Raw genomic sequence first — 17505 nt, forward strand, 5'->3', positions numbered from 1 at the left:
GCAGCGATAGCCAGCAGGCAAAGGCCGACAAAACGGCGGATCGAGCAGCGAGAACGCATATTTCTGTAAAGCTCGAATGCGAGTGCGCCGCAAGGCTATCGACTTCACAAATTCGGGATTGGTTCCTCGATCACCCATGTACGTGTTGCACCCCGATGGTCGCACTTGGCTGGGAATGTCTGTAATGCTGCTCCGCGCCGCGTAGACCTGCAGGTCTCCTACCGGCCCCCATTCCGACCTTCAGTCTCCCGCCTCATGGCCTCGCTCGTGGTCCCTTGACTGCCCTCGCGCTTGTGCAAGCCGTTCGAGCATTTCCGTCTGCTGGCGTCTGAGTTCGGCCAAAGGATCGATTGGAACACCGTGTTCGGGTGCTGGCTGAGCCTGATCGCTTACAGGTGATCGAGCTGCAGCTTGGACGCCTGCCGGCACATTCGCCTTTGCTTCCTGCGCCTGTTGCTGGTCGATACGTTCGGCAATCTTTTCGAGATAGCCAGTCGCCTGCTGCGTGAACCGTTGCCGTGACCCCTCCGGAAGCAGGTTTGTGACCTCGGCGATCCGCTGGTTCATCAGGCGGAGGTCTCGCAGCATGGCGTCAGCGGACTTCTCGGCGTTTTCCGTCATCTCTGGCGCTCGAACACTGTTGTTGGGTGAGGGGTGGGATGGGGCGACCTGCTCCGGAGACAGGACCGCCCTGAGGGCGTTGATCGCATCCCCTGCTTCCTTCGCCACGGAGAGCCGGTCGACCATGGCTCTCGCGACTTCATGAGCTGGATCGGCTTTCGCCAAGCCCTGCCAATGCTCGAGGTTTTCGCTCACGCCCGCACGCTCGCGCCCGGTCATTGGAATGCGAATGGGGTTGGCGCGGGCGATTGCCATGCGCTCCTGCGCGTTTCGGATGAGGTTGGCGTTCCGGGGATCGCTGGCATAGGCGCGATCCTGTTCCTTTCGCTTCGGCCTCGGATTGGTCGCAACGTCGACAATAGATTTGTCCTTCGGGCCATAGGAACGGGAGGAGGCCTGTTCAGCCGCGCGCGTCGCGACGACTTTCAGGCCGTGCTCGCGGGCATGGGAGGCATAGTTGACCCGCCATTGCGCGAGATCTGTGGGGCCGGGATGGAGCTTGGTGCCACTCTCACTTCTCACGGCCACGATTGCATGGGCGTGGATATGACCAGCCTCGGCCTTGTCCGTGTGCACGCCGAACATGAACTTGTGATCGGCAAACTGCTGATGGAGAAAAGAGCGGACGGCATTCGTGAAGACCTTCTCATCGGTGCCCGCCTTGGCCGAGACCACCATATGCATGGTGTCACGCGGACTTTGCGAGCGGAGATGACGACCCCAGTCTCGCGTAACGTCCCGGATATCCTCGGCGGTGCGGATCGGCCGCTGGAGATGGTCGAGGGCAGGGGCCTTCGAGATGAGCGTTGAGAGCCGTTGCCCGAGAGCATCCCGCCCGTGGCCTGGCGTTGCAGGTTCGATGCTGATCCCATGCTGGGGATAGCCCGTCGCCGTTTCGATCCGCGCCTTCATGGCTGCTTCAGACCGCGCATCGAACGCTTTACGCATCGGTGCATCCTCGGTGGTTCCCATGCGCTGGTCGACCACGCGAAGGCGAGGTGGCAGGGTAGAAGACTTCTCGCCATTCGTGCGGGCTGCACGGTTTAGCGCCTTCTCTTCTGGCGAGATTGTCCTGGCCATGACGACAACGGCGCGGGCCTCAATCTCTCCGCTGGCGCGGGCCTCAATCCTGAGAGCATGACGATGCCCCTCGAAGGCCGCTCCAGCAGCAAAGGACAGCCGCTCCCGATCCTCGGCAGTGTCGCGCAGACCGCTGAGCTGGAGACGGACGGTCACGACATCCTGACTGGGTTGGCGCTTCTCGAAGCTCGTGGACCAAGCCTTGATCTCTTCGGCAACGGCCGCCTTGTCGGCAAGAAGATTGCCCGCATGTGTCTCGAGTTCGACCTCGTCCCGTTCGATGTATTGGGCGGAGGCCGTCGCACGCGTTGCCCCATGCGCGTAGGAGACGACCTTCACCACTGCCGGCTGATAGCCACGGGCCAGCAGAGCCGCCGTTGAAACATTGCCGGCATCGCCCCGCGACGCCAATCCAGAGACACCCCCAACCATTCCGCTGAGCCCAACAGAAACGCCCTCTGGCTGCCGTCCGCCACGCGCCGAAATTGCGACAAGCCCGCGACGTCGCTCGTCGTCTCGATCGCCTGTGATCGTCTGCCCAGGCCGGAATGAGCCAGCATCCAAACCTCGGATGCCCAGCAAGCCGGTGCCACGGCTGCGCCCCGTGGCAATCCGAGCGGCCAAAGCAGCATTCGCCGCCACCCAGGGCGAGGGGTCAAAGCCGGGGGAGGGCGTAACACTCATTTTGCCGCGACGCTCGTTTCAGATTGTGCAGATGCAAAGGCCTGCAATCCAGCCCGCCCGCACAAGGCGGCGGATTGGCGTGTCGTCGCTTCACTAAAAGCAGAGAGCTCTGCATCAAGCGCCGCGATCAGCTCATGCAGCCCGCGCCAAACCGGTTCGCTCTCGGCGATGCCCACGGCCTCACCGCGATGAATGGCTTTGAGAACCTGCATCAGGTTGCGCCCGACGATCCGCACCTGACCCGCGAGATCTTCAATCTGCGCAATGCTCTCGGTCGAAAGGGCAGGGCCAACCTCTACCGAAGCACGCACCAGACGGCGCACGAGATCGGATTTCCCGACACCAAATAGAGCCGATGCCTGCTCAAGCAGCTCGAAATCCGCCGCGCTCATCTCCACACGAAGCGAGCGCTTCTCGTCCCTGCGTGCCACCGGGCGCTCCATACCAAGTCACTCCATCCGCTAGCAGATTCCGCACTCATTGGTGGCGAGCGCTTATCGCCCAAGCCTGCGTCAGCGCCCTCTGATTTGAACAACAAACCGGTATCTTGTCAATACATAACAAACAATATATTACATGATATAGGCGATGGAACGCTCCTTTCGCAAAGGTTTGCAGGGGCGGGGAGAATGTGATATTTCCTATGCACTTTTTCATTGGATAAAAGCTATTGTCACGCACGCCCACACCACAACGAGCCAACGCAATAGCCCTCCTGGAAGGTGGGGGGCTGATCCGCCTTCGGGATCTGCAGCGCGCGGGAGTAGGCCCAGAGACCCTGTCGCGTCTGGTTCGCGAGGGTGTAGCGACCCGGCCGGCGAGGGGCCTATACCAGCTGGCCGGTGCAGCTATCGATGCGCGCCATACGCTTGCAGAAGCCTCGGCGCTGACATCCAAAGCCGTCGTGTGCCTGACCTCGGCACTCCAGTTTCACGAGCTGACGCTGCAGATGCCGTCCGCAGTCTGGATGGCCATCGACCGCGCCGCCTGGAAGCCGCGTATTGAGTACCCACGCGTCCGCTTCGTCAGGTTCGGCACCAAAGCCCTATCAGAGGGGGTCGAACACCATACCATTGAGGGCGTCAGCATTGCCGTGTTTAACCCCGCCAAGACGATTGTCGATTGCTTCCGATACCGGAACAAGATCGGTCTCGACGTGGCCCTTGAAGGCCTCAGAGAAGGCCTGAGGAGCCGGAAGGTCACACCTGACCAGATCTGGCAATTTGCGCGACAGGCCCGAATCTGGTCGGTGATCAAACCTTATCTGGAAGCAATGGTGGCAGATGGCGCCTGAACTCAAAAACGTCGGCGCCTCTGTCCGAGCACGACTACTCGAGCGTGCCCGGAAAGAGGGATCGGATTTTCAGATCCTTCTGACACGCTATGCGCTCGAGCGCCTGCTCTACCGCCTCAGCTTATCAGGCGAACGAGAGCGCTTCATCCTCAAGGGCGCCATGCTGTTCATCACGTGGCTGACCGATCCATTCCGTCCGACGCGCGATCTTGATCTGCTCGGGCAGGGCGATCCCGATGTTGATACAATCACCTCGCGGTTTCGAGGGATATTCAGCACAGATGTTCCTGATGATGGTGTGAAGTTCGATATCGCAGGAATGCTCGTCGAGCCAATCCGAGATCAGGCTGACTATGGGGGTGTTCGGGTCAAAACATCCGCCTCGATCGCTGGCGCGAAAGTGCCGATCCAGATCGACATTGGGTTCGGCGATGCCATTACTCCAGGGCCGATAGACATCGACTATCCCGCGCTGCTGGACGCGCCATCACCAAGATTGAGGGCGTACCCGCCGGAAACCGTCGTAGCCGAGAAATTCGAGGCGCTCGTATCAATCGGCATCACAAACAGCCGAATGAAGGACTTCTACGATCTCTGGATGATCGCGCAGACGTTTCAGTTCGAGCGCAAGATTCTGAGCACGGCGCTGAGGCGGACATTCGAGCGGCGGAACACGCCGTGGCCGCCGGTCGACCCTACCGGTTTGACCGATGCGTTTTCGCTCGAAAAAGATAGAATGTGGCGCGCTTTTCTGAAAAGGGACCGCTTGGGTGCGGCACCAGAAGACATGTCGCGCGTCGTGGCTGATCTTCGAACGTTTTTCAAACCAATGATTGAGGAAAATACCAGTTATGAGCGCTGGCCAGCCGGAGGACCTTGGTCATAGGCAATGGATCAAAGCATTAGATTGCGATTCGCATAAGGATAATTATGGAACTAAAATATTGATTTAACAGGGTTTTCAGAAGATGTTTGCCGTCTACAATTGCCTGGCCGGGCTCCCAAGTCGTCGCCCTCGAGCAGAGCTGCGGACCAGTTCATTCGTCAACACGCTTGAGCATCGCTTCTATCGCCATACGCAAGGGTGGCAAATCATCCGTGATGACCGCCCAAAGAATATCTGGATCAACGCGCCAATATTCATGCCGAATGAGATTGCCAATCGAGCGAATATCCGTCCAGGCGATTTCGGGGCGTTTGGCCAAGATCGCTTCGGGAAGATGACGAACCGCCTCGGAAATAATCTCAAGCGACCGTTCGACACCGCGCTGAAGGAATAGGTCAGCGGCGAATGCGGCTCGATCCTTGGCGCCAATTGCGCTCTCGACGAGAGAGATCGTGTCCAGGATATCCTCGAGGACAACGCCAGGACGCCGCGGCATCAGAATACACGAACCGCCTCGCGCTCGATTTCGGCGCGGAGTTTGGGATGCAAGCCAGATCGGGTTGTCAGGTCAACGGAAACGCCCAGTTCCGTTACCAGGAGATTGTGCACCCCTGCCATATCGATCAGCGAGAATTTGCGATTTGGCTCAATCTCAATGAAAACGTCGATATCGCTGTCAGGCCGCGCCTCTCCCCGCACGGTAGAGCCAAAAAGATATGCAGCTGCCACGCCCCGTGAGCGCAAAGCTTTCTCGCGGCGGCCAATCTCGGAGAGGGCAAGGTCACGTTTCATGGGTTCATGATACACGGAACCTTGGGGATTTTGAAGCGGGTCACTTCAATATGGCAATCGACACCCCCTGCCCGCCCGAAAATCGGGATTCGGAAAAAAAACGGACGATCCGCCTCGCGCCCCCATGGCGGACGGTCGAAATTTCCAGAAGGTCGACCGACACCGGACGATCACAGCGTCCAGAAATCATGGTCCTGTTCACGCAGCCCGTGCGGCTGAACTGGCATGTTCCAGACATGGACGGCCCGGGAAGCGCTCGGCCGCAGCCAGCAGGCCTGGACCGCCTAGGTGACGCGAGTTGCCGGGTCGAGGCGCTGGTCCATCCTGGATTCTACGGGCGCGACCTCGCCGCCGAGTGCCAGCGCGAAGCTGTCACGGCCTGGGCGCTCGACCTGCGCCGGATCGCCACCATGGCGCGCGAGGCGAGGCGTTAGCCGGAAGGGCCTCTCCTGCCCGGGATTCCTGCCGCTTCTGACCCGCGCCGCCTGCCTCACCTCAATCGTTATTCCACTGAACGATCCGCCCGTCCTTCTCGATTGCGATCCTATGGCCGCCCCCGCAGGTGGTGACCTGACTGGAGCAGGCCCCGCCGGCCCAGCCGCGCGCCGTCCGGCCGTCGCGGAGACGCATGGTCACGTCGAGCATCGAACCGGAACAGCCATGGACCATGACAAGCCGAGCCTCCTCACTCGGCGATGACGGGGTCATGTCGGCCGCCAGCGGCGACCTCGGATCGGGATCGCGGTACAACCTGAAGCTCTCAATCTGCACGTGCATGCGCCGGGCTTCAATCCAGCCTGAACCGGCCAACAGTGTCCGCGCTGGGGTATCGTAGCCGGCGAAGCCAACATCGTGGATCAGAAGCCAGCCAGCCCGGGCACCGATCACTTGGAACTCGGGCGCGATACGCTCGCCTGCTTCGAGGCGGAAGGAAGGGATGGTTTTCAGAACGCGCGCATCGGATCGCGGCGCGGCTCGGATTGCGACCTGGTTTGTCGCTCTGTGGTCGAGCGCGCCTGGAACCCAGCAGCGGTTCACCACCGAAGAGCCAGCCGGAGCCGACCGCAGAAGGTTCGGAACTGCATCGAGTTGCTTCGCCCATTCGTCGGCGCGCGCCGGCGAAACCGACGCCACGATCAAGAGCGCCAGGGCGATGTAACCGAGCGTTAGCCGAGCCTGGTTGATGTCGAGGGCATAGCGTTGGTTTCTCGCTAAACAACGCGAGGGGTGAACGTGAGGGGAACATTGCTCAGGCGGCGGTGTAGGTAGCGGGCAGGATGAGCGCCTTGCGCGCTGTTGTCTGCGCCGCGCGATCCCAGAGGAAATCGCCGGAGAAGGCGATATGCTCCCACCCGACCGGCGAGGTATGAGCCACCAGCTGGTCCGGCGCGGCCTGGCCGGTTGCGGCGAGATGGGCCAGAGCGTCGCTCATGTAGGTCGCATTCCAATAGACGATCGCCGCGATTACGAGATTGAGGCCGGAGGCCCGATAGAGCTGCGCCTCGTGGCTGCGGTCGATGATCCGCCCCTGCCGGAATGTGCAGATGGCCTGGGTCAGGGCATGGCGCTGTTCGCTCTTGTTCAGCCCGGCCTGACAACGTCGGCGCAGGGAGGGATTTTCCAGCCAGTCGAGCATGAACAGGGTGCGCTCGATCTTGCCGATTTCCTGAAGGGCGACGTCGATCTGGTTCTTTCTCTCGAAGGCCGCGAGTTTTCTGAGCATCGCGGAGGGCAGGGCGTGACCCGAGCGGAGCGACGCAACCAGACGCAGGATATCGTCCCAGTGCGCGGCGATGATATCGGCACGGATACGTTTGCCGAGCAGGGGTTGCAGGGTCGGATAGGTCGAAGGGCTTTCCAGCGGCGCAAGACGGCGGTCGGGGAAGTCGCGCAGGCGCGGGCAGAACCGGAACCCGAGCAGCGCGCAAAGCGCGAAGACATGATCGGTCGCACCGCCCGTGTCGGTGTAATGCTCGAGGATGGAAAGCGATGCGCCATGATGCAGGAGCCCGTCGAGCACATAGGGCGCTTCATGGGTCGCTGCCGAAAGCACGGTGACATGGAACGGGGCATGCCGATCGGAGACATGGGTATAGAATGAGAAGCCGGGATCAGCGCCATAACGGGCATTGATCTCGCCGCCCGGTGCCACGCGCTTGCCGCCCCGGAAGAACTGCCCATCCGAACTCGAGGTGGTTCCCTCGCCCCAAGCGGCTGCGATCGGCAGTTTGTGGTGGGCGTCGATGAGGATGGCGAGGGCCGCGCGATAGGTTTCCTCGCGTATATAGGCATCGCGGGTCCAGATCAGCTGATCGCGCGTGACGCCCTGGCTTGAAGCCGCCATGCGGGCAAGGCCCAGATTGGTCGCATCGGCAAGGATCGCGGCCAGCAGCGCATTGTCATGGGGAGAGGGAGCGCCCGTGCGCAGATTGGTGAAGGCAGAGAGGAATCCGGTCTGCCGGGCGACTTCATGCAGGAGTTCCGTGATGCGGATGCGCGGCATCATCGCGTCGAGGCGCTGTGCGAGCTGCTCCGCTTCCGGGATCGGCGTTGCCCGGATCGGGGAGATCGACAGGCGCCCGTCAATCAGCGCGACGCCCTCGAGTTGCCCTCGGGCAAGACGCCGCCCAAAGCGCTTCAGCCGGTCGTCGAGTTCGTGACCACGTTCGGCCAGCCAGCGTTCCGGGTCGCTCGGCAAACCGAGCTTTCCAGCGATGGATGCCGCCTCCGCCGAGGGGACCAGGTAGGCGTCGAAGCGCCGGTAGGATGCGGAACGCTCGACATAGACATCCCCCGAACGCAGCTTGTTGCGCAAATGCGCAAGGACTGCCGTTTCGTAAAGTCGGCGGCTGGTCCGCCCATCAGGCTGGACAACGATTTTGCGCCATTCCTTCCGGAAGGGCATCGGTGCATCCGCCGGCACCTCACGACGCCCGGATCGATAGAGCGTCCTCAGGGTCGCGATAGCCGCGAGGGTGCGGGAGTCGCTTTTGCCCGCTCTGAACTCCAGGGCTTCGATCAGGGCAGGCGCGAACTTGCGCAACGTCTGATACCGATCTGCAGCGAGAACGAGAGGATCTTCTCCCGTGGAAGCGGCAATGGCGACAATCTCGGGCCGGGCGCGCAAAAGGGTTGCCCATCCGATGTTGTTGTCGAGCACGGTGAAGGGATCGGCGTCGGTTTCGACCGCGCTGGCCAGAGCGTCGATCGTGCGTTGGAAGAGACCCATCAGCCGGGCGACATCCCGGGCGGTCCCGGCATAGGTCCTTGCTTGTCGTGCCTTGGCACGCGTGAACAGCCCGCCGATCAGCTTGTCCGCCATCACGAGAGCGTCGTCGATAAGCTGGGCCTCTGCGTCGGCGAGATAAGCGACGAGCATCGCCCGTCGGCGCAGCGGCGTATAGCGTTCGATCAGATAGGCCGGCGACAGGCGGGCTTCCCGGGCGAACTGCCGTGCCCGGTCAGGATGCACCGTAGCGGCTCTTGCCGCTGGCAGATCGAGATCCCGAACGAACGCCAGGCGCTCTAGCAGCAGACTGATATGGTCGGGCCTGGCGGCATCCGGCAAGGTCTTGAGCCAGGAAAGGCGCGACATGCCGAGCACCCTGTCCTTGACAATCAGGGCATCGACAGCAGCGGATTGTATTTCCGAGAGTGGCACGACGAGCGCCTGCATGGCGGCTTTGCGCGCGCGTGCACGACCGGCCAACCCCGCCCGCTCGATCGTCGAGAGGGCCGGCAGCAGGATATGGTTGGCACGCAGCGCTGTCATAATTCCTGTCGCGATCGGCAGCTCACGATCCGTACCGCGTGCCGCTTCGGCTGCGGCATCGATCATCATCGGGATATCTCCGCGCACGGCGAGCCGAAGCCCCAGAGCACTGGCCAGATCGCGGGCATGATCCGTCATGGTCTGCGCCCGCGCCGCGTAGTCGGTGAAGGCCGATGCGGGAAGATCGAGGCCCTCGGAAAGAAACGAGACCAGCTCGACCGGAACGGCAAACCCACCCTGAAGCCAGCCCGCAAGCGTCACACCGGGATGACGCAGCAGAGCGAGTTGCACAGCAACGCCAAGACGGTTGGCATCGTCACGCCGGTCCCTGATTAGGGTGAGATCGGCGGCCTCGAATGTGTAGAGCCGGACCAGTTCGTCTCGCTCTTCCGGGATATGAACGAGCCTGCGGCGCTCAGCATCCGTCAGCAGTCGGTTCCTGTCCATTCCGGTCTCCTCGCCCGTCCACAAAAGGGCGTTCTGCGCTATGGACGGCAAGACATAAAGAGACATAGTTTATGGACTGATTTGCCGATGTCGGCTGGATACGCGCAGTCGCGTCCACGGAACGGCCGGTTGGGAGACAGCAAACAATGGGCGATATCCTGGGCTATGCGCGCGTCTCGACCGGCGATCAGGATATTGCCGGCCAGACCCTGCGCCTCGAACAAGCCGGTGCGATCCGGGTCTTCTCCGATATCCGCTCCGGCAAGAGCATGGATCGCCCGGGGCTCACCGCCCTGATCGACTTTGCCCGCAAGGGCGATACACTCGCCATCGTTCGCCTCGACCGGCTGGGCCGTTCGCTCGCCGAACTCCTCTCCACCGTCGCCATGCTGAAAGAGCGGGGCATTGCCCTGCTGAGCCTTGAGGAAAAGATCGATACCTCTTCCGCCGCAGGCGAACTCGTCTTCCACGTCTTCGGCGCCATCGCGCATTTCGAGCGAAGGCTCATCTCCGAACGGACCCGTGACGGCATCGCGGCGGCAAGGGCAAAGGGCAAGCGCCCAGGCCGCCAGCCCCTCGATCAGGCCAAAGTGGATGCCGCCATGACGCTCATTGCTGCCGGCTCCTCCCCCTCGGAGGCCGCGCGTCAGCTTGGTTTGGGACGCTCGACCCTCTATCGGGAAATGCGAAGGCTCGGTATCACAAGACCGGGCTGAGCGCGGCGCTGTAAATCTCCGCCAGTTTCCGCGCGTGAGCTTGAAGGGTCGGCGGTGCAGCCCAGAAAGTCTCGTATGCCGCCTCGCCCATCTCCCTCACCTTCTCAGGCATCCGCAATTCGGTGATCGCTTGCGCGATGGAATCAACATTGGGCGAAACAACGAAGCCGTTTCTCCCATGCTGTACCCGGCCGGCAGAGCCCGCTCGGTTGGAGACGATCACCGGCACACCTGAAGACATGGCCTCGGCGATCACCAGCGGTCCGGTTTCCGGCCAGCGCGATGGCGCGACAACGGCGAGCGCATCCCGCGCCACACGATCCCTGACGGCGTGTTTGTCAAGCCACCCGGTGATTTCCGCATCGGGATCGATCTCGCGGATGCGCTCGCGCAACGGTCCGTCGCCGATGAACAGGCTCGGCATGCCGAGATGCCGTGCAGCGCTGGCGACGAGGTCCGCGCCCTTTTCTTCGGTCAGGCGGCCGCAATAGACAATCTTGCGTGCATCGCCGAACTCGCGGGCACCACGATCCTCGCACTCGATCGGGTTTTCCAGAACGAATTGCCGGGCTTCCGCTGGTAGGAAATGGCCGATGGTCCGCCGCCCAATCTCCGAGACGTGGATCGCAGTGAAGGAACCATTCCCCAACGCCTTGTCTGTAGCAACAGATCGCATCACCCGGATGGCCTTGTGAAGCGAGGTTCGGGGATCGCATGGGGCGGTGAGGCACGCCAGCGACAGCGGCCTGGCTTCACAAGGTTCCTTCTTGTCGAAACGGTACATAAGCCCGGTAGGACAGCTCAGGAAATAGTCGTGAAGTGAGATCACCAGCGGCAGGCCTGACTTCCGGATAATAGAGAACACGCTCGGTGAGAAGAATTTCGTCCATTGGTGGACATGAACCACGGTATCGGCGGCATCGAACCCGGAGAGGATCGATGCCAGCCGTGCCTTGTGATCGCTATTCCAGATGCCATCCTTCGCGGCAGCCAAAAGATTCTTACTCCAGATATCCTGTCCGCCGAGGCTGATACGCCGGATATCGGAATGGGCATCCAGCGCCGCATCCCCGGCATCTCCCACGCCTTGAATATAGGTGACCTTATGGCCGAGCTCTGCAAGACCGATCGCCGAAGCGATCGCGACCTGCGGGGCACCACCTTCAGAGATCGCGTAATCGGCGATGATGATGACCCGCATACATGCCCTCAATCAGTATGTTCGGTTATGGCCCACAAGCAGGTTCCCGACCTGCTGATCGGGAACATTCCCGAATTCGCTCGTTCCGACCCGTTGGAACGGACCCGCGCCAACAAGTGTAACCGGAACGACTGAACCATTCGTTGCGCCACGCACCTGATTGCCGGTGATCATGACCTGACCGGCACCGCCCGCGTTGGAATAGCCGATGCCGATGGGAGAGAAAGTCACGAGATTGCCCGTGACATTGAGGTCTTCAGTCGCAAGGTTCGTCCCTGCAACAATCCCTACACCTTCGGCTCCCTCGACGATATTGCTGGAAACCACGCAAGCCCCTTCCACCTGTATGCCCACGGCGTTGGAAATCGTCGGCACATAGCCGGGATCGTTAATCTGCCGCTTGCGGACCTGCGCGACCTGATTGCCGGTGATCGTGACACGGCGGGCTATGCCGTCTCCTCCTTGAGCAAGGTTGACGACCTTAATCCCGTCGGCGCATTCAGCGATGATGTTGCCGGTAATAGAGCCCCCGATGGTATCGGCGCGCCCTGACCCTGTTCCCGGCGATTCAATGAAGATCGCTACTTCACGGGAATTCCAGCAATAATTGTTGGCCACAACCAGACTGCCTCCGCCGAAATAACGAACGGAAGAATAAGCGCAGTCCGAGATGAAATTTCCGATCGACCGCACCCCAACCGCCTTGAAGACAGTGATGCCGTTTCCGTTGGCTCCAGTGCCGCTGCCACTCTGAATATTCGAGATATTGTTGCCCTCGACGAGGCTTCCATCATTCTCGATGTTGGTGCGCCAGATGGCGACACCATTGTTCTGACAATTGAAAATCCGGTTCTTGGAGACATTGACCAAGGAATCGATGCTCCAGACCGCGAAGCTGCACAGCGAGAACTGGGAATTTTGAATGGTTCCGACGCTGCCGTTCCTGACGAGGGACCCAACACGGACGGAGCGAACGAACTCACATTGCTCAATCAGGAAGCGTTGCGAATTCTCGAAGCGCACCAAGGCCGATTCAGCATTGATCCCTGTGAAAGCAACGTTGTTTCCATCAAAAATGAGCCCGGAAAAGCGGACATCCGAAATGCCAGACACGAAAAACAGATTTTGTGCGAAGGAGCCGCTCTGGAGACGGAAAGTGACGGAACCCGGTGTTGCGTAAATCGAGCACTTGTTTCCGCCTCCCGTGCCGGCGGTAACAACAACCTGCTGGGTGTCGTAGATGCCTGGCCGCACATAGAGCGGACGGTTGTCCGTTCGGGCTTTGTCGACAGCGGCCTGGACGCTTGCGACAGTGGTCCATCCGGTGCCCGGCGATGAGGCCTGATTTACCAGGACGGTAGCATCGTCAATTGTGCGAACAAAAAGCGGCATGGAGCTCTCCTGTTTCTGAAACAGGGAGACCTGATCTGAGTTTCGTGGCTGGACTGTGACAAAGTCTATTCAGCCGAGCTTGGATAGAGGCAATAGGGCAGTGAAAATAGCACAGCTTTTGTTCTTGACTCGTTCTCCCTTAGCGTTGGTTAGCGAGAAATCAGCGCTATGCCCTCATGTCCCCCTCCCGCGCGGACGGACTTTCACGAATTCTCGCATTGATACGCTTTCGAGCCAGCTGGATTTTGTCAACCGGCATGAGTGCGGCAGTGGTCTCGTCACTACGAGGCAGCTGCGCGCCGCCAGATCTGACGCTCCCCAGCGTTCAATCGTTTCCGAAAACCGGTCATTCCGCATGACCAGAAAACCCGGGGCTATTCATATCTCAGCCCGATAGCGTTCGAAGCAAAGGCTGCGACAGCCTAAACCGGGTGTCCACAGAACCGGCAGCGGGCCACAGCGAAAGGGCTAAGGGATTGTCACGTTGGCCGCAGCTATCGTGGTTGATGGTGAGGCATCGAACCATAGATGCCAAACGGTTATGATGCCTGGATTGTTGGCCGGCGGGGATGTATGTGTATAGAGGAATGACCGGCCATGTTTCGACTGCGCTGCGTCGCAGCCGTTGACGGGATGGGCGGTAAGCCCGGTCTGTACGGCGTAGCTGGCTGCATACGCGGCCTGCGCCAGATAGGGCTGAAGGCGGGCCGAAATTTTCGTCCCATCCCGCACATAGGCAATCATAAACGCCTCACGACCACCCCAGCCATACTGTCCGTCGAGGAAGCGGACTAGGCCCTGGCTGCAATAGAGATGCTCACCGCGGGTCGCGTCAATGATCTTGGCTTCGGCGGTTAATGGAAAGCGGGTGGCGCGGCCCGATAGATGAATCGACAAGTCTGGCCGCTTCTCCAGATGCGTGCCATTGTAGTTCAAACTCTCGGCTCCACGTACCACGCTGCTGACGAGCTGGCGCCATAGTTGATCCTCTTCGATCATGCTGTTGAGCCGCGCCACCAAGATTGAGGTGACTTCTGCCTCGTCGCCGGTCGCGACCGTGCGGGCGTGATTGGCGCGGACGTCTTGGAACGCCTGTACTATACCTTGGGCAATGATCTGGAGATAGATCTCATCAATCGCAGGCAGGGGCAAGGCAAGCCCGCGGGTGAGCTCTGCGATCTGGTCAGGGCGAGGGGAGAGTGCCAAGGAGCTCATCCGCGACGGCGCCCCTTGAGGAAGTCGAGGCGTGACCAGATAAGATGTTGAGCCAGCAGCTTCGCCTGAGTATTGCTCCAGTACCGGTTCTGGGCGAGACGGCCGACCAGCAATGCGCCACATTCGTCCTCTACCACCATCTCGGTAGCAGCTGAGACATCCGCGACTGCGAGCAGCGCTTCCCAGTCCTTTGCGACCGCAGTCGAAGCGCTCTCGCCTGTTTGCAGGACAAAGCCCATCCAGGGTGAGGTCGAATGGCTTTCGATCATACGAACGCTGAGCGACTTGCCGAAGCGGTCCGTCCAAGGCGACAGCTCGCTGTGAAGTAGCGTACAGAACTCCTTTGTGACTTCAGGCTTGGGGCGGGCTTGAGCGGCCTTCTTGTTTTCGGCAAACGGCAAATTGTAGCTGAGCGTATCCGTGATGATCTGCAAATCGCCTGTGCTGAGACCATAGAGGCTCGCGACCCAGCGATCGACTTCGTCCCAAGCCAACGGGGACTGGTATACCGCTTCGAAGAGCTGCATGATTTCTGCCCATCGAACTGGTCCGAGCTGACGGAAGTCTGGAACCGGGATGCGGTCGAGTGCGGCCTTTTCAATGACTTCACGCTCGAAGCCGAATTCTCCGCTGGTCGTGAGCGCCAGCCAAAGTGTGAATTTGCTGCCGAACACGAGGGCGAGGTAGCGCACCAGAATATCCGCATTCTCAAAGCCCGTTGGACAGTAGCCATAAAAAGTTTCGTTGTAGACGGCCGGCCCGACGGCAATGCCGACGCGGATTCGGCCGCGATCGGCAGGCGGCGACTTGTGGACGATCGCGATCGGTCCCTCGAACAAATTCGCGTCGCGTAGTCGGTGAACACGATCCTGCTGGAATTTCTCTAACCTACTCTCGTCGATCACCAGTCGGTCCAAGGAGGCAACCGTGACATCGGGCAAGCCGCGAAGATGCCCGGCATCTTTGCCGGGCGGGGGGGATCCATCCTCGCGGGGACCACTGCTGTCGCGAAGCTGCTGATAGCCCTGCCCCGAACCGGCCATGCGCCCGCGATTCGATACGCCGATCGCCTCTCGCCAGAACGCTTCGACGGTAGGGAAGCCCTTGCCGCGAATGCGCTCGACCAAGCCGAGGTCGGACTTCGTCCCGCGAAATAGGATCTTCAGGATATCGGGAGTTGCGATCATGTGCTGGGTCGCAATGATCTCTGCCGCATGGGCGTCGATGCGCATTGTACCGGCAGCGTTGAGCTCCGTCTCCAGACGAGGGCTGAGCAGCCGGAAGCCGGCACCGGCGGCGGGCACGCGGTTGGTTGCGATCAGCAGGCAAAAGGGCGCCGAGATTTCCGGCCAGACCTTAGTCTGACGCAACTCGACGCCGTTGATCACTGAGGTGATGTCGAGCGCCTGGAATAGCATCCGGCGTGCATCGGCCATGCCGTCGCCTTGCTGGAAAAGCAGGCGCGCGTGGAGCGCGAAAGCGATCTGGCCGCCCGACTTAGCCCATTCCATAGCACGCCAGACAAAAGGGATGTCGAGCCCTTCATTGGGGAGCGGCGGCGCGAGCCTTGCGCTTAAGCGCTCGCTCGCGATTGCCGAAACAGCCTTCAGAACCAGTGACCAGTCGGCAAGCTTTGTACCGGTCGACCAAGGTGGGTTGCCGACAACCACGTCGTAGCGGCCACGATGTTCGTCACCTACCAGTGGCCCGAGACTGCCTAAGCTGGAACCGGGCTCTTCGTATTCGCTCGAGACTAGGTGGAGCACCTTCCCGCGAAGATCATCGAAGCGCAGGTTGTCGACGGGCTTCGGCTCGGGGTCGAGTTCGATCGAGACGAGATAGAGCGCCAGCGCGGCGAAGCGCAACGCCTCCTCGTTGATGTCGAAGCCCGTGATCTGCTCATAGAGGATCTCGCGCAGGCGCTTTGTATCGGGCCGCTTGCCATCAGCCCGCCAACACGCCGCTACGAGTTCGCGAAAGGCGGTCAGAAGGAAAACGCCAGCGCCCGCCGCGGGATCGAGGATGCGCGCCGTCGCGCTCGATCCGTCACGTTCGAGTGCGCGCAAAGAAGCGCGGACGAGCAGATCAGCGATCGGCCGCGGCGTATAGAAACCGCCTTCCTTACGTTGTTTCTCGGGAGCGTGGCGGCGCAGGTAGAGCTCGTAGGCTTGGCTTAGGACGCCGACCGGGATGTGGGCAAAATCGAGCCCATCCCAGCGCTCCGTCCAGCCGAGGAAGAGCTGGCCCCCTTCCGCACGCATCATGATGTTGCCCAGGACGTGATAGGCGTTCGTCGGCAATGTCTCAAAGATCTGCTTCGATAGCGGTAGCAGGTCGCCGTTGAAGGTCCTGTCGAGCCAGGCGTTCGCCTTCCGCGCATTTCCTACGTTGGCAAACAGCGCGGCGGTGGTAGCGGGCGCTGCCATATCTTCCGGCAAGAGATTGCGGTCACCGAGGAAGCGCGCGAACAATGCTCGTCCGACTAGCGAGATTGCGTCGCCATGCCCGACGTCCATTCGGATCAACTGATTGATCGCGTCGGTTAGGAGGTTAAGCACCACATTGGAGATCCAACCTTGCCGAGTGCGCGCCGCGCGCGGACGCCGATTTGCCAGGTGCGGGAACACACCCCTGTTAGGCGTGCCCGAACTGCCCAGCGGCACACGGGCCTGGGCCGGGGTCTTGCGATCAAGGGCAATCGCGTAGACTTCCAGTTGGCCTGGCGCGACGATGCCAAGATACGGCGCATCGCCGCGCATCGCGAGTAGGCGGCGGAGCCGATGGATATCGTCCTCGCCCGCAATCCGGACGGCATCAACGAGGAAGATCAGCGGGGCCTCTTGCCATTCGTACACAGCGCCCACGGTATTGAGGACTGATCCACCCTCTCGCCGTGCATTGGTCAGGGTCGCATAGGGCAGCAGTTCGGGAGCCTCGGCGTCAAGCAGGTGGAGTGCCTGCCGATCGGCGCCGAACGGCTCAAGCCAAGCGAGCCAATCAGTCATAGCCCGGTCCAGTACGGGTCCGCCAACTCATGACTGGAGGTCCAAATTGGCTTGGCGGTCTCCACCAAACTGGCCACGCTGAGTTGCGCCGCGGGGCTTCCGGGTCGGCGCGACCTTAGCGATCGCGCTTCGATAATCGACTGCGCACGCCGCCATCTCAGCCACTAGTACTGCGACAAGCGCGATATGTTGAGGAACGTCGCCCCGGCTGGCATAGTTGGTGATCGAGTTCGGGTTCATGCCGATGAGGTGAGCAAAACCGCGCACGCTGAAGCCTGCGCGCTCAAGTTCCCCGAGGAATTCAGTGTAAGGCATGGCCCGCTTCATCCCACACAGCATTTAATGTGCGCCTGCACATGGTTTGATGTGTTATAGCACACGAATTGATGTGTGCAATATG

15 protein-coding genes are annotated in these 17505 nt (G+C 60.9%); 4 read left to right on the top strand and 11 right to left on the bottom strand.

Translation table 11 applies throughout. From position 1 onward, the window contains the following. Positions 1 to 240 precede the first annotated feature (240 nt). Both P0652_RS17410 and P0652_RS17415 read right to left on the bottom strand, forming a co-directional pair. On the bottom strand, positions 241 to 2112 hold the full coding sequence (locus tag P0652_RS17410) for a relaxase/mobilization nuclease domain-containing protein (protein WP_284180154.1): 1872 nt from the start codon (positions 2110 to 2112) through the stop codon (positions 241 to 243). A gap of 269 nt (positions 2113 to 2381) precedes the next feature. Then, entirely contained in the window at positions 2382 to 2828 is a 447-nt protein-coding gene (locus P0652_RS17415; protein WP_284180155.1) for a hypothetical protein, read from the bottom strand. Positions 2829 to 3055: 227 nt separating this feature from the next. Between P0652_RS17415 and P0652_RS17420 the strand changes: the two genes are divergently transcribed. Next, a complete protein-coding gene (locus tag P0652_RS17420) occupies positions 3056 to 3679 on the top strand; it encodes a type IV toxin-antitoxin system AbiEi family antitoxin domain-containing protein (protein WP_284180156.1) in 624 nt (207 codons plus the stop codon). Then, entirely contained in the window at positions 3669 to 4565 is an 897-nt protein-coding gene (locus P0652_RS17425; RefSeq protein ID WP_284180157.1) for a nucleotidyl transferase AbiEii/AbiGii toxin family protein, read from the top strand. The genes P0652_RS17420 and P0652_RS17425 overlap by 11 nt, the downstream gene beginning before the upstream one ends. A gap of 151 nt (positions 4566 to 4716) precedes the next feature. On the opposite strand, the gene P0652_RS17430 is transcribed toward P0652_RS17425, so the two are convergent. Both P0652_RS17430 and P0652_RS17435 read right to left on the bottom strand, forming a co-directional pair. After that, the gene (locus tag P0652_RS17430; RefSeq protein ID WP_284180158.1) at positions 4717 to 5061 is read right to left on the bottom strand and encodes a HepT-like ribonuclease domain-containing protein; all 345 of its coding nucleotides are present in this window, start codon (positions 5059 to 5061) and stop codon (positions 4717 to 4719) included. After that, a complete protein-coding gene (locus P0652_RS17435; RefSeq protein ID WP_284180160.1) occupies positions 5061 to 5357 on the bottom strand; it encodes a nucleotidyltransferase family protein in 297 nt (98 codons plus the stop codon). The genes P0652_RS17430 and P0652_RS17435 overlap by 1 nt, the downstream gene beginning before the upstream one ends. Positions 5358 to 5407: 50 nt before the next feature. Between P0652_RS17435 and P0652_RS17440 the strand changes: the two genes are divergently transcribed. Continuing rightward, on the top strand, positions 5408 to 5791 hold the full coding sequence (locus tag P0652_RS17440; RefSeq protein ID WP_284180161.1) for a hypothetical protein: 384 nt from the start codon (positions 5408 to 5410) through the stop codon (positions 5789 to 5791). Between the two features lie 61 nt (positions 5792 to 5852). On the opposite strand, the gene P0652_RS17445 is transcribed toward P0652_RS17440, so the two are convergent. Both P0652_RS17445 and P0652_RS17450 read right to left on the bottom strand, forming a co-directional pair. Beyond that, positions 5853 to 6491 carry a hypothetical protein gene (locus P0652_RS17445; protein ID WP_284180162.1) on the bottom strand — a complete coding sequence of 213 codons (639 nt, stop codon included), beginning with the start codon at positions 6489 to 6491 and terminating at the stop codon, positions 5853 to 5855. Positions 6492 to 6606: 115 nt separating this feature from the next. Next, on the bottom strand, positions 6607 to 9576 hold the full coding sequence (locus P0652_RS17450) for a Tn3 family transposase (protein ID WP_284180163.1): 2970 nt from the start codon (positions 9574 to 9576) through the stop codon (positions 6607 to 6609). 146 nt (positions 9577 to 9722) lie between these two features. On the opposite strand from P0652_RS17450, the gene P0652_RS17455 reads away from it, so the two are divergent. Continuing rightward, positions 9723 to 10292 (top strand): recombinase family protein, encoded by a 570-nt coding sequence (locus P0652_RS17455; RefSeq protein WP_284180164.1) that lies wholly within the window; start codon positions 9723 to 9725, stop codon positions 10290 to 10292. On the opposite strand, the gene P0652_RS17460 is transcribed toward P0652_RS17455, so the two are convergent. The 5 genes from P0652_RS17460 to P0652_RS17480 all read right to left on the bottom strand — a co-directional run bounded on the left by P0652_RS17460 (position 10276) and on the right by P0652_RS17480 (position 17420). After that, positions 10276 to 11493, bottom strand: a complete 1218-nt coding sequence (locus P0652_RS17460) for a glycosyltransferase family 4 protein (RefSeq protein WP_284180165.1) — start codon at positions 11491 to 11493, stop codon at positions 10276 to 10278. The genes P0652_RS17455 and P0652_RS17460 overlap by 17 nt on opposite strands. 12 nt (positions 11494 to 11505) lie before the next feature. Further along, a complete protein-coding gene (locus tag P0652_RS17465; RefSeq protein WP_349774997.1) occupies positions 11506 to 12954 on the bottom strand; it encodes a TIGR03808 family TAT-translocated repetitive protein in 1449 nt (482 codons plus the stop codon). A 399-nt stretch (positions 12955 to 13353) separates the two neighbouring features. Then, positions 13354 to 14091, bottom strand: coding sequence for a hypothetical protein (locus tag P0652_RS17470; protein WP_284180166.1), 738 nt, complete (start codon positions 14089 to 14091; stop codon positions 13354 to 13356). Positions 14092 to 14096: 5 nt separating this feature from the next. Beyond that, positions 14097 to 17105 carry an HsdM family class I SAM-dependent methyltransferase gene (locus tag P0652_RS17475; RefSeq protein ID WP_284180167.1) on the bottom strand — a complete coding sequence of 1003 codons (3009 nt, stop codon included), beginning with the start codon at positions 17103 to 17105 and terminating at the stop codon, positions 14097 to 14099. A gap of 27 nt (positions 17106 to 17132) precedes the next feature. Then, positions 17133 to 17420 carry an XRE family transcriptional regulator gene (locus P0652_RS17480; RefSeq protein ID WP_284180168.1) on the bottom strand — a complete coding sequence of 96 codons (288 nt, stop codon included), beginning with the start codon at positions 17418 to 17420 and terminating at the stop codon, positions 17133 to 17135. Positions 17421 to 17505 lie beyond the last annotated feature (85 nt).

This window comes from Rhabdaerophilum sp. SD176 (assembly GCF_030143245.1).
Taxonomy (GTDB): Bacteria; Pseudomonadota; Alphaproteobacteria; order Rhizobiales; family Beijerinckiaceae; genus Rhabdaerophilum.